The organism is Stenotrophomonas sp. PS02300 (genome assembly GCF_029959395.1).
Taxonomy (GTDB): Bacteria; Pseudomonadota; Gammaproteobacteria; order Xanthomonadales; family Xanthomonadaceae; genus Stenotrophomonas; species Stenotrophomonas maltophilia_AD.
This window is the reverse complement of record NZ_JASCOP010000051.1, coordinates 1-12,561: the sequence shown is the minus strand read 5'-3', so window position 1 is coordinate 12,561 and position 12,561 is coordinate 1. Positions and strand designations below refer to the sequence as shown.

The 12,561-nt window shown below is 69.0% G+C and carries 11 protein-coding genes; 8 read left to right on the top strand and 3 right to left on the bottom strand.

Annotated elements, in window-relative coordinates:
• Window positions 1–101: 101 nt before the first annotated feature.
• The 6 genes from QMX79_RS11135 (at window position 102) to QMX79_RS11110 (ending at window position 8,938) form a co-directional block, all read left to right on the top strand.
• Window positions 102–941, top strand: coding sequence for a class I SAM-dependent methyltransferase (locus QMX79_RS11135; protein ID WP_282246810.1), 840 nt, complete (start codon window positions 102–104; stop codon window positions 939–941).
• Window positions 942–1,074: 133 nt separating this feature from the next.
• Entirely contained in the window at window positions 1,075–2,871 is a 1,797-nt protein-coding gene (locus QMX79_RS11130) for an FAD-binding protein (protein ID WP_282246809.1), read from the top strand.
• A 58-nt stretch (window positions 2,872–2,929) separates the two neighbouring features.
• On the top strand, window positions 2,930–4,813 hold the full coding sequence (locus QMX79_RS11125; RefSeq protein WP_282246808.1) for a DUF885 domain-containing protein: 1,884 nt from the start codon (window positions 2,930–2,932) through the stop codon (window positions 4,811–4,813).
• Between the two features lie 111 nt (window positions 4,814–4,924).
• Complete coding sequence (locus QMX79_RS11120; protein WP_282246807.1) at window positions 4,925–6,145, top strand: DUF2092 domain-containing protein; 1,221 nt, start codon at window positions 4,925–4,927, stop codon at window positions 6,143–6,145.
• Window positions 6,146–6,329: 184 nt separating this feature from the next.
• Window positions 6,330–7,595, top strand: a complete 1,266-nt coding sequence (locus QMX79_RS11115) for a fimbrial protein (RefSeq protein ID WP_282246806.1) — start codon at window positions 6,330–6,332, stop codon at window positions 7,593–7,595.
• Window positions 7,580–8,938: a CpaF family protein gene (locus tag QMX79_RS11110; RefSeq protein WP_282246805.1), complete on the top strand. Its 1,359-nt coding sequence runs from the start codon at window positions 7,580–7,582 to the stop codon at window positions 8,936–8,938. Before QMX79_RS11115 ends, QMX79_RS11110 begins: the two co-directional genes overlap by 16 nt.
• A gap of 62 nt (window positions 8,939–9,000) precedes the next feature.
• Here the strand turns inward: QMX79_RS11110 and QMX79_RS11105 are convergent, their stop codons facing one another.
• Both QMX79_RS11105 and QMX79_RS11100 read right to left on the bottom strand, forming a co-directional pair.
• A complete protein-coding gene (locus tag QMX79_RS11105; RefSeq protein ID WP_282246804.1) occupies window positions 9,001–9,819 on the bottom strand; it encodes a SapC family protein in 819 nt (272 codons plus the stop codon).
• A gap of 87 nt (window positions 9,820–9,906) precedes the next feature.
• Entirely contained in the window at window positions 9,907–10,689 is a 783-nt protein-coding gene (locus QMX79_RS11100; RefSeq protein WP_282246803.1) for a CDP-diacylglycerol diphosphatase, read from the bottom strand.
• Between the two features lie 152 nt (window positions 10,690–10,841).
• On the opposite strand from QMX79_RS11100, the gene QMX79_RS11095 reads away from it, so the two are divergent.
• Complete coding sequence (locus QMX79_RS11095) at window positions 10,842–11,534, top strand: hypothetical protein (protein WP_282246802.1); 693 nt, start codon at window positions 10,842–10,844, stop codon at window positions 11,532–11,534.
• On the opposite strand, the gene QMX79_RS11090 is transcribed toward QMX79_RS11095, so the two are convergent.
• A complete protein-coding gene (locus tag QMX79_RS11090; RefSeq protein ID WP_282246801.1) occupies window positions 11,516–12,010 on the bottom strand; it encodes a DUF1543 domain-containing protein in 495 nt (164 codons plus the stop codon). The two genes, QMX79_RS11095 and QMX79_RS11090, sit on opposite strands and share 19 nt — an antisense overlap.
• Before the next feature lie 101 nt (window positions 12,011–12,111).
• Here QMX79_RS11090 and QMX79_RS11085 point away from each other — a divergent pair, with 101 nt between their 5' ends.
• A complete protein-coding gene (locus tag QMX79_RS11085) occupies window positions 12,112–12,420 on the top strand; it encodes a hypothetical protein (protein WP_282246800.1) in 309 nt (102 codons plus the stop codon).
• The last annotated feature ends 141 nt before the right edge of the window (window positions 12,421–12,561 follow it).

Below are 12,561 nucleotides of genomic sequence, written 5' to 3'. Positions count from 1 at the left end.
ATACGCGTTGGCCGCGTAGAGCCAGGCCCTGCCTGGCTGCTCTTGACCTCAATCACGGTTGAGGTGGCACAGTCCGTTCAATCCCCTCGAGAAGCGCCGACATGACGAACGCAGCATCGCCACCCAGCCACCACGACCTCTGGAACGGCCCCGCCGGCGACGCCTGGGTAAAGGCACAGTCCCTGCTCGACGGCATGTTCGCCGGCTTCGAGCCGATTCTTGCCGATCCCATCGCCGCCGAGCCCGATGCGCGCGTGCTCGACGTCGGCTGCGGCACCGGCGCGGTCTGCCTGGCCATTGCCGATCGGCTGGGCCCGCAGGGCCGCTGCAGCGGCGTGGATATCTCCGCGCCGATGATCGCCGTGGCACGTGAGCGGGCGCTGGCTGCCGGCAAGGCCATCGATTTCACCGTGGGCGATGCCCAGCAGCATCCCTTTGCCCCCGCCAGCCTGGACCGCATCGTGTCGCGGTTCGGGGTGATGTTCTTCGATGATCCGGTGCGCGCGTTCGGCAACCTGCGGCAGGCGCTGCGTCCCGGCGGCGTGCTGCATGCCATTGCCTGGCGCAGTCCGGGCGAGAATCCGTTCATGACCACCGCCGAGCGCGCCGCAGCGTCGCTGCTGACCCTGCCGGCGCGGGCCGAAGGTGGGCCGGGGCAGTTTGCGTTTGCCGATGCGGACAGGGTTCGGGCGATTCTGGACCAGAGCGGATGGGACCACATCGACGTCGCGCCGCTCGATGTGGAATGCAGCATCGCCCGCGACGACCTGCCAACGTACGTGTCATTGCTGGGGCCGGTCGGGCAGGCGTTGCGGGCCGGGGGGTTGGATCCGGACGTCCGGCAGCGGGTGCTGTCGACCGTGGTCGACGCCTTCGCACCGTTCGTGCGGGGCGATCGGGTGGTGTTCACCGCCGCGTGCTGGTCGATCCGGGCCTCGTAACCGCGAACCGACCAGAACCCACGTCACCACGAGGGCGCCATTCGTCCCGGGTGACCGTCATTCGGCCCCAGGCCAATGACACCAACGGTTGACGGGCACATGCTGGGGTCATCGCCCTCTGCCTGTGACCGCCATGAAACGTCGTGACTGCCTGAAAGCCGGCCTCGCCCTGCCCTTGCTTCCGTTGGTCCAGAAGGCCGCTGCGGGCAACGCAACGGCGTCACGCAATGCCCTCGCCCGGGTCCGTCCTGGTACCGCCGGATGGCCGTCGGCCGATGAATGGGACCAGCTGTCCCGCGCCGTCGGTGGACGGTTATCGGTGCCGGTCTCACCGTTCCTCGGTGATGCTGCCACGCGCGCCGAGGCACTGGCGCAGATCCAGAACCCGTTCTTCATCGGCGACCAGCCCGCGTTGACCCAGACCAGTGGCTACCACGGGGCGTGGCTGTCGCGGCCCAGCGCGCGGGTGGTGGCAGCCACCAACAGCGCCGATGTCGCCGCCGCGGTCGACTTCGCGCGGCGGCACCGGCTGCGGCTGGTGGTCAAGGGCGGCGGGCACAGCTACCACGGCACCTCCTGCGCGCCCGATTCGCTGCTGGTCTGGACGCGCGCCATGAACGCGGTGGAGCTGCACGATGCCTTCGTAGCGCAGGGCGCACCGACCGGTACCGCATCGCAACCCGCGGTCAGCTTGGGCGCCGGCGCGATGTGGATCGATGCCTACGATGCGGTCACCACGCGCAAAGGTCGCTACGTCCAGGGCGGCGGCTGCACCTCGGTGGGCGTCACCGGGCTGGTCACCGGCGGCGGCTTCGGCAGCTTCTCCAAGGGGTTCGGCACGGCAGCGGCCAGCCTGCTCGAAGCCGAGCTGGTCACCGCCGACGGCCGTGTGCGGGTGGTCAATGCGACCCAGGATCCCGAGCTGTTCTGGGCGCTGAAGGGCGGCTGCGCCGGCAGCTTTGGCGTGGTGAGCCGGATCACGCTGCGCACCCATGCCCTGCCGACCACGTTCGGCGGCGTGTCGATGAAGGTCAAGGCAGACAGCGACGCGTCCTTTCAGGCACTGGCCGCCGAAGTGCTGCGCTTCTACCGCGAAGCGCTGTGCAACCCGCAGTGGGGCGAACAGCTGCGCTTCGACAGCCATCGCACGTTCGCGGCGTCGATGGTGTTCCAGGGGCTGAGCCAGGAACAGGCCGCGGCGGTGTGGGCGCCGTTTGCGGCGTGGGTGGCCGCGCGCCCGCAGTACACGGTGATCGATCCCCTGCACGCGTTGGCGTTGCCCGCCCAGCACATGTGGGACGCGGACTTCTTCCGCAGGCATGCCCCGACGCTGATCGCCGAAGACACCCGCGTGGGCGCGCCGGCCACGCACATGCTGTGGAAGGGCGACCAGGGCCAGGTCGGCTGGTACCTGCATGGCTATGCCTCGGCGTGGATGCCTTCCGCACTGCTGGGCGATGCCCGGCGCGATGCCGCCGCCGCAGCCATCTGCAGCGCCGCCGCGCACATGCCGGTGGAACTGCACTGCAACAAGGGCCTGTTCGGCGCACCGGCCGATGCCCTCGCGGCCAGCCGCGATACCGCCATGCATCCGGCGGTGCTGGATGCCTTCGCGCTGGCGCTGATCGGCAACGCCGGCGGCCCGGCCTTTGCCGGCAGCGGCGGCACGGTGGACGAAGCCGAAGCGCGTGGCGCCAGCGCCAAGGTCAGCCGTTCCTATGACGCGCTGCGCGCGGTGCTGCCTGCCGCGCCGACCTACGTTTCCGAGTGCGATTTCTTCCAGCGCGACTGGCAGCAATCGTTCTGGGGCCCGCACTACCCGCGGCTGCTGGCGGCCAAGCGACGCTACGACCCGGACGGGTTGTTCGTGATCCATCACGGCGTGGGCAGCGAAGGCTGGAGCGCGGACGGCTTCGAACGGCGCAGCTGACGCGGCGCCCGCACTGGCTTAGGCTGCGGGACACCCGCCCGCTGCTGGAGTTCGCCCCGTGCCGTCGTCCACGCTCGCCGTACCCGCCCTGCTCTGCCTGTCCATCGCCGCCGCGCTGCTGCCCGGCACCGCTGTCGCACAGACCGCACCCACCGCCGCGAGCGTGCCGCAGGCGCAGGGCTTCAATGCACTGCTCGACGCACAGACCATGGCCGCGATCAACGCCGATCCCGAACTGAAAACCCTGCTCGGGATCAGCGGCGACGGCGCGGCCGATACCTCCGACCGGCTCACCGACGTGTCGCTGGCCCAGCGCGAGGTCAACCGGCGCTTCCTTGCCGACAACCTGGCCGCGATCAAGGCGTGGAAGGGCGCGCCGCTGGACCCGCAGCAACAGCTCAGCGACGGCCTGGCGCGCTGGTTCTACCAGGCGCAGATCGACCTGATGGCGGTGCCGTGGGCCGCGGCGTGGCTGCCAGTGGGCGGCAGCACCTATGCGGTGGACCAGTTGTTCAGCCTGCCGGTGAACCTGCCGCAGTTCTTCGACAACCAGCATGCCGTCACCGACGTGACCAGTGCGCGCCACTACATCGCGCGCCTGAACGCGATGGGCAGCAAGCTGGACCAGGTGCGCGCCAACCTGGACATGCAGGCTGCGCAGGGCGTGGTGCCACCGGAACTGGCCCTGGCCGGCGCGGCCAGCCAGTTCCGCACGCTGCTCACGCCCGCGCCGAAGGACAGCCTGTGGGTGGGTTCGCTGCAGCGCAAGCTGGACAAACTGCCGGCCATTCCCGCCGCCGAACGCGCCGCCCTGGTCGAACAGGCCACCGTGGCCGTGCGCGATTCGGTCAACCCCGGCTACCAGCGCCTGCTCGACCGCGTGCAGGCCCTGCAGGCCACCCACCCCGGCAACAAGGGCATGTGGGCGCTGCCGCATGGCGATGCGTTCTATAACGCGGCCCTGCGCTGGTACACCAGCACCGACCTGGGCGCCGATGCCATCCACCAGATCGGCCTGGACGAAGTGGCGCGCCTGGAAAAAAGCATGGACGCGCGCCTGCGCGAGATCGGCCTGCGCGACGGCACCGTGGCCGAGCGCATCCGGGCATTGGGCGACGATCCGCGTTACCGCTACGCCGACAGCGATGCCGGCCGCAGGGAACTGATCGGCGACATCGAACAGCGCCTGCGCGACCTCGACCCGCTGCTGCCCACCTACTTCGGCCACCTGCCGCCGCAGAAGCTGCTGGTGCAGCCGGTGCCGGCGCACATGCAGGCCACCTCGCCCGGCGGCTACTACTACCCGCCGGCGATGGACGGCTCGCGCCCCGGCACCTTCTTCATCAACCTGGGCGACATGGCCTCCAACACCCGCTGGAGCACGCCCACCCTGACCTACCATGAAGGGTCGCCGGGCCATCACTTCCAGATCTCGATCGGGCAGACCCTGACCGACCTGCCGCTGCTGCGCCGCAGCCTCAACCCCAGCGCGTTTTCCGAAGGCTGGGCGCTGTACGCCGAGCAGCTGATGGCCGAAGCCGGCGTCTACCGCGACGACCCGGCCGGCGACATCGGCCGGCTGCAGGCCGAGATGTTCCGCTCGGTGCGGCTGGTGCTGGATACAGGGCTGCACCGCAAGCGCTGGACGCCGGAACAGGCCGTGGCTTACATGCGCGGGAAGACCGGCATGACCGAGGCCGACGTGCGCATCGAAGTGAACCGCTACCTGGTGCAGCCGGGCCAGGCGTCGTCCTACAAGATGGGCCAGCTGCGCCTGCTCGCACTGCGTGCCAAGGCGCAGCAGCAGCTGGGCGACCGTTTCGACATCCGCGCCTTCCATGACCTGATCCTGGGCAACGGCGCAATGCCGATGACCGTGGTGGAACAGGCCGTGGACGCATGGGTGGCCAGTGGCGGAGGCGATCCGCGTCGCGCGCCGTGACCGGTAGAAATACCTAGGCCGCTTCGGTGTAACTCCGCTTGTCCGCCCGGTAACGGGTGCGCACAGTGGGTCATGGCCTGCCCCGCAGGCCCGGACCTACAGGAGAACACCATGCGTTCCTGCCGTAGCTGCCTGCTGCTTGCAGCCGTGCTGGCCGTCCCGCTGGCGTTGCCCATCGCCAGCGCCGCACCGCCCGTTGCCGTTGCCGATACCGCTGCAGCCGCCACCGTCGATCCCGAGGCGATCGGCGCGTTGACCCGCATGGGCAAGGCACTGCGTGCGCTGCCGCAGTTCAGCATGGCCGCCACCACGCGCACCGAGTACGTGCTGGATGACGGGCAGAAACTGGCCCTGGCCGGCACCGTGGATTACAAGGTGCTGGGGCCGGACCGCTTCTTCGTGGAAATCCGCAGCGACCACCAGCACCGGCAGCTGTTCTACGACGGCCACACCCTGACCATCTACTCGCCGAAGCAGAAGTACTACGCCACCGTGGAAAACCTGGACCGCAGCAGCCAGGCGCTGCTCAGCGATTCGGCCACCCGGCTGGGCGTGGAATTCCCGCTGGCCGACCTGTTCCTGTGGGGCACCCCGGGGTTCCCGACCCAGGGCATCACCTCCGCGTTGTTTGTCGGCAGCGAACGCATCGATGGCGAGCCGACCCGGCACTACGCCTTCCGCCAGCCCGGCGTGGACTGGCAGGTGTGGATCTCCGACAAGAACCAGTTGCCCCGCCAACTGTTGATCACCAGCCACTCCGATCCGGCGCTGCCGAGCTACCAGGCCACGCTCAACTGGGATACGCAACGCGCCGTGGCGGCCAGCGACCTGGTGTTCCGCCCCGATGGCGCCACCCGGATCGCGTTCGTACCGGTGGCGCTGGCCGGCGAATTCACTGGCGCCCTCCGGAAACACCGTCAGGGCCGTACCCGTGGCCAGGCTCACGCCATGGCACCAGCTTCGCGCTTCGTCGGTCTCGTGGATGAAACCGAGCAGGCACCATTCCGGCGGCAACACGAAACGACCGCGAAACAGGAAACCGCAGGCGATCGTGCAGAACAGCGATTCATCGTGCACCTGCGACTGGATCGATGCCCGCGGCCCGTTGTCATCCAGCAGCACCAGTTCCAGGTCGCAGACCCGGAGCACGCTGCCCAGCGACGCCAGGTCATGCTGGCGCAACGCGGTATCGTCAACTTCCTGCACTTCACCATCGGCCATGACAGTGGTTTCCCCGTTTGGCGTGGACTCCACGGCGCTCGCCATCCGCCGTGCAGGCCGCTGCCTGGATTGCCGGGCATTCCCCCCTTTGGAATGCGTCGCTGGATCTGATCTACAGAATGCCTGCGTTTTCGCGAGTTTCTGCGTGAAGGTGTTTACACGGCGTCAAGATCATTCGTTCACAGCGCTTCCATCGCCATATCACACGCACCGCCCAGAAACTCCTGCCGATTTTGTGCATACCCCGGCTCCGGCGATGGCTGAATATCATCCGACGCATGCAAGGACGCTCCCCATGTCCGCCACCCTGAAACTGCTGCACCCGAAGCCGCCGCCGATGACCCTGGTCCTGTACTCCCCCGCCAGCCACCTCGCCGCCCTGCTCGAAGCCCGGCTGCCGGTCGGCATGCGCGTGCACTGGCAGGACAGCGCCGCGCCCCCCGGCGCCCTGGATGTCCATCGTCGCGGCGGCCCCTGCGTGGTGCTGCTGGATTATCTGCGCGGCGCCGCTCAGGCCTCCAGCGAGTTGGCCAGGCGGCTCCAGCGCAGCCATCCCGATCTGCCGCTGGTCGCGGTCGGCTCGACCTCCTCGAAGGAAGAAGAAGGCATTGTCGCGGCCGTGCGGGCCGGCCTGCGCGACATCCTCGACCTGGAAGCGAGCACCGCCGAGATCGACGCCGTGCTGCGCCGCGCCGCCGCCCTGCCTGCCGATGTTCCCGGCATGCCTGCGCCGGGCGCCGCGAACGCCCGGCTGGTCCTGCTGCTGGGCGTCCGCGCCGGGGTCGGCGCCAGTACCCTGGCCACCCATCTCGGGGTGATGGCGCAGCAGCTCGCCCCGCCCCGCGCCGGAGAGGGCGACGCCACCGATACCCTGCTGGTCGACCTCGGCCAACCGGCCGGCGATGCCGCGCTGTACCTCAACGTGGACAGTCAGTTCCATTACGAGGATGCGCTGCGCCACGCCAATCGCATCGATGCCAGCCTGGTCCGCACCGTGATGACCCGGCACGACGGCGGACTCCACCTGCTGGGACAGCCCGCAGGCGGAGATGGCGGCACCCTTGCCGATCCCGCGGTACTGATGCAGCGCCTGCGCGGCGTGTTTGGCACGGTGCTGTGCGACCTGGGCGGTGTGCCCGTCCGCCAGATTCCCCGCTCCCTGCTCAACGGGGCCGACGAGATCTGGCTGGTCGCCGACCCGGCCATCGGCACCCTGGTCTCACTGGACCACGTGTTGAAACACCTGGACGCCACCGGTACCCGCGACGCGCGCCTGCAGCTGGTCGTCAACCGCCACCACCAGGGCGGCGGGCTGGGCCCGGCCCAGATCGCTGCCCGGTTCGGCCTGCCGTTGCTGGCTACCCTGCCCAGCTGCGAGCGCCTGCGCACCAGCGCCAACCATGGTCACCTGCTGTTGCACGATGCCCCCCACGCGCGCTACCTGCGTGCCCTGGCGCCGTTGCTGGCGCGCCTGTGCCCTGCGGCGCTGCCTGCCCGGCCAAGCACCCCCCTGAAAACCCTCATGCGCTTCCTGGACAGCCGTCAATGGAAAAGAAGTTAGCCCCCTTCGGTACGGCCGCTGCGCGTGCGGATTCGCTGCCTGCGGACCCGGCAGCGGAACCGCGGGTGCCGTTTGCACAATCCGACGAGTTTCTCCGGGTGCTGGCCGCCGCACACGAGCACCTGCTCAACAGCATCGAGGATGGCCAGGTCGACATCGACGCCTGGTCGCCCGTCACGGTAGCGCGCTATGTGACCACCCAGACCGAGCGGTTCGTGCAGGAATGGCGCATCCCGGTCAACGCCGCGGAAATGGAGCTCGTCGCGGCCGCGCTGGTCAAGGAACTGACCGGCTTCGGCCCCTTGGATGACCTGCTGCGCGACCCGGCCATCGACGCGATCCTCATCAACGGCTACCGGGATATCCATGTCTCCCAGGGCGGGCAGCTGCTGCCCATCAGCCAACGCTTCAGCGATGATGACCACCTGCTGCGGATCCTGCGCCGCATCCTGGCCCCACTCGGCAGGCGCCTTGACGAAGAAAGCCCGATCGCGGATGTGCGCCTGCCTGCGGGCGGCCATCTCAACGCGATCATCCCGCCGCTGGCCCTGGATGGTCCGGTGGTCTCCATCCGCAAATTCCGCCGGACCCCCTTCACCTGCGACGAACTGCTGCGCATGGGCAGCTTCGATCCCGCCGTGCACGCGCTCTTGAACGCCATGGTGCTGGGCCGCTGCAACATCCTCATCTGCGGCACCGCCGACTCGGGCAAGACCTCGCTGCTCAACGCCCTGGCCGGCTACATCCCGGCCGACGAGCGCATTGCCACCGTCGAGGAGGTCGCCGAACTGACCCTCAAGCACCCGCATGTGGTGCGCCTGGAAAGCCGCGCGGCGGGCACCGACGGCCAGAATGCGGTCAGCACCCGCGAGCTGATGCGCAGCAGCCTGGGCATGCGCCCCGACCGGATCCTGGTCGGTGAACTGCGCGGTGCCGAAGTGCTCGACATGCTGCAGGCGATGGGCACCGGCCATGACGGGTCCATGGCGACCGTGCGTGCCAGCTCGGCACGCGACTGCCTGCAGCGGTTGGAAGTACTGGCCGGCCTGGCCGGTTTCCAGGGCAGCGAAGACAACGTGCGCCGGCAGGTCGCCAGCGCGGTGGATTTCGTCGTGCACGTCAAACGGCTGGGCAGCGGTCGCCGCGTGGTCGCCTCGATCAGCGAGATCACCGACATCTGCGACAACGTCATCGGCACGCGCGAACTGTTCCACCACGAGCTGCAGATCGACGCCGGCGGCCAGGAGCAGGACCGCTGGGTCGGGATCGATTTCCAGCCACGCTCGAGCAAGCTGGAAGCGTTCCGGCGGCAGCTGCGCCGTGCGCCGGGCAGCAGTGGCTGAGCGTCGCACAAACAACAACGGCGGCCCTGCGGCCGCCGTCGTGGTACTGCGTTACCGCGTCATCAGGCTGCTGCTGCAGCCTGCGCGCTCTGGCGCTGCACCAGCGCATTGAAGCGCGCCAGCGAGCTCAGGTGGTGGTGGATCGAGGCCAGCCAGCCGTTGCGATGCCAGGCGACGATGATGTCGTCGGGCAGCTTGGCGAACTTCTCCACGTCAACGACATGGAAGCCGTTCACCGACATCTTCTCGCCGCTGGGCAGGGTCACGTCGATGCTGCGCTCGACCAGCAGGTCCTGTTCCTTCAGCGCGGCGCTGAACAGGCGGGTCTGCTCGTATTCGCGGGTGAAATCAGCGCAGAACTTCATGGCGTTGTCGACCACTTCGGTCGCCTTGCCGTCAACGAACAGCGGCTCGCCTTCGTCGCTGGTGCCCTGGTTGACCTGTTCCGAATCGGCGTCCAGCGCCAGCAGGAAGTTGCCGTCTTCATCGGACTGCATGAACACGAACGGGTAGCGGCGCAGGTAGGCCGGCGCGTAGGTGTCGTCAGCCCACTTGCCGTCGGCCACGAACAGGTTGCGGCGGGCCAGGCCCACGGCGACGATCGGTGAGGCATCCTGGCCGGTGAACAGGATGGGGAAATGCTGGGCGGCCATGCCGAATTCGCCGATCACGGCCGGAATGGCGTTGGTCTCGGCGGCAAACGCCAGCGAACCCGGACGCAGGCGCCAGTTGGCGTGCTTGTCCGATTGCAGCGGCAGCGGCTGGCGGTAGAACAGCGGACCGGAAGCCTGGGCCGGAGCGGCCGGCGGAGTAGTCGTTTCAGCAGTCATGAAATTGGTCAGGTACGACGCGCCATACAGCCCGGGCACGAAAGCGGGCACCGCATTGATCCACCACTATAGCGTGGCTGTTTTACAGCCGGCTACCGCCCGGTGAATTCGCTGCACTGCGGCAAAGCGCGCCGGGGCTCAGCGAACGCCGTCCAACGCGGCGTCCGCGCCGGTCACCACAGCGCAGGCATGATCCTGCAGTTCCTCGCCACTGGCCTGGTGGTCCGCCGCGGCATCGGCCTGGGTGGCAAGCAGCAGGAAGCCCGGATCACGGTCGTCCCGCCCCGTGCCTGCCACCACCAGCGACCAGCGGCCCATGTCATCGCCTGCGGCAGGCCCCTGCGCGAGCAGCTGCACCGGGTTGACCTGCAGTGCCTCGCCCGCCACGCGGCGGGCCTGGTAGACGTGGCCGCGCGGGGGCTGCGGCAACGGCTGCCACTGGCTGCCGATGGCCGCATCCATGCCCTGCAGCTGCGCCAGCACGTCCGCGCGCAGGCAATCCACGTGGATGTGCAGCTGGTGCTGCGAACGCCCGTGCGCCGAATTCAGCGCCAGGCTGGCCACTTCACGCGGAAGCGGCTGGCCCAGCGCGGTTTCGGTATGCCGGCGCGCCGCCCAGGCGGCGGCGAAATAGTTGGGCGCCCCGGCCTCCAGCAGGCCCGGGCTTTCGATCCCGGTGACACGGTCCAGCGGCATCAGCAGGAACTGGAAGCGACCGTGGGCGTCCTTGACCAGCACATCGCGCCGGGCCGGCGCTTCGTCCACGGCCAGGCAGTCGCCGCGCGGCGCACCGGGGCCGGTGCAGTCGCGCTGGATCAGGCCCCACAGGGCATCGGGATTCACCGGCGGGCGCGGCGGTGGCGCGGTGGTGCAGGCGGCCAGGCACAGCGGCAGGGCCAGCAACGAGGTACGAAGAGACACGGGACAACGGGGGTGCCGCACCGGCAGGACGGCTTCGCGACCATTCTACCGGGGCGCAGGCCCTCCCATCGAAACAAGCCGGTCGCGACGTGCTGCGTGGTCTTGCTCACAAGGGATGGGTAATGATCACGGCAGATACGCGACGAATCCCCATGCACGATCCCCCCTGCCCGCCCCGACGTTTCCGCCTGCCCCGCCCTGCCCTGATCGGTGCCGCCTGCCTGGCCCTGGCCGCCTGCGCCGACGAGGCGCCAACGTCCGTGCCGCCGGGACTGACCCTGCTTCCCGAACCCGTGGCCACGGCGGCACCGCTACCGGGGCGCGACAACGTGCTTCGACGCGTGCACTTCCGCGACCGCCATGGCGAAGGCCTGCTGGTGCTGGAGCGCAGGGACGAAACGCATGAGGATGCCGACAGCGGCGAAGTGCTGGACGTGGCGGTGCTGACGGCGCAGCTGCATGCGCGGTCAGACCCGCGCGGGGCCTGGAGCAAGCAATGGCAGCGCCAGATCCGCCAGCCCTGCGCCGGACTGGACCTGGAAGCGGGCTGGTTCCTGGAGCACGTGGGCGTGACCGACCTGGACGGCGATGGCCAGGCGGAAATCACCCTGGCCAGCCACACGTTCTGCGGGGGCGGCATCGACCCGCACCAGCTGCACATCAGCCTGATCGACGGCGGCACGCGTTACGGCATCGAAGGTGAAACGCGGGTGTCGCTGCCCGGGGAGGCTCCTTTCGGCGGGGAGCGCCACGGCAGCGCGAACCTGGCGACCGCGCCGGCAGCGTTCGTCCAGCACCTGGAAGCCCTGTGGTCAGCGCTGCGCGATCAGCCGATCACGATGTAATCGCTGACCTGTTCGATGCCCGCATGCGCAGCGCGCAGCAGCTGCACATGGCGGCCACCCACCTGGTCGATGGCGATGCAGTCATCCACCTCCAGCACCGCATCGGTATGCGGCTTGTCCCAGCGCGCATCCTGCAGCGCCTTGGCCTTGCGTTTGGCCGCCGCCAGATCGGGCGCGACCAGCAGCAGGTAGTCATGCGCCTCGCCCAGCGCGCCGGGCACGTAGCCGCCGAGGTTGACGAAGAACAACCGCGGCTCACCCGCGGCCGGGGCGGCATCGCCAAACCCGACCCGATACATGTCTACGCCATCGACGGCCAGCCAGCCATCGACATGCAGTCCCTTGGCCTCGCCAAACCAGTCCCGGCGCAGCTGCGGATAGGCATCCTCGATGCGTTCAACGTTGGCGAACGCCACGTCATGAACCTCGATCCGCGCGCGGGCATGGCGCCCACCCAGCATGAACACGTGCAGCACCACCGGCTCCTTCGTCGACTCCGGCCACCAGTGTAGCGGCGCCCACCCCGGGGCCACCACGGCGGTGGTATGGTCGGGGCTGGCAACCGCAGGAGCGACCCATGACGACCCGTTCGCGCAACGTGCTTCCGCTGGTGGCCTTGGCCACCGCCCTGTCCCTGTCCGCCTGCGCCACCGCGCCCGGCCCGGAAATCACCGGCAGCGGCGAGTGCCACGCCGAAGGCCTGACCTGGGCCATCGGCAAGAACGCCGATGAAGCCACCATGCGCACCGTCTTCAAGCAGAGCGGCGCCGGCCTGATCATCCCCATCGGCCCCGGCTCCACCGTCGCCACCCGCGACCGCCGCCCCGACCGCCTGCGCGTCTTCCTCGACAAGGACAACATCATCACGGCGATTCGTTGCGAGTGATGGTGGTTTGCGCGTAAGGCGCGGAGCAAAAGCAAAAGCCTTGGCCTGCTAACGACCTCGGCTTGGCCGGCGGGTGTGGGTTTGCGGGGGGCGCCGTGAATCCATCCGTGGAGGCTCTTGCGAAACATCCATGTTTCGCAA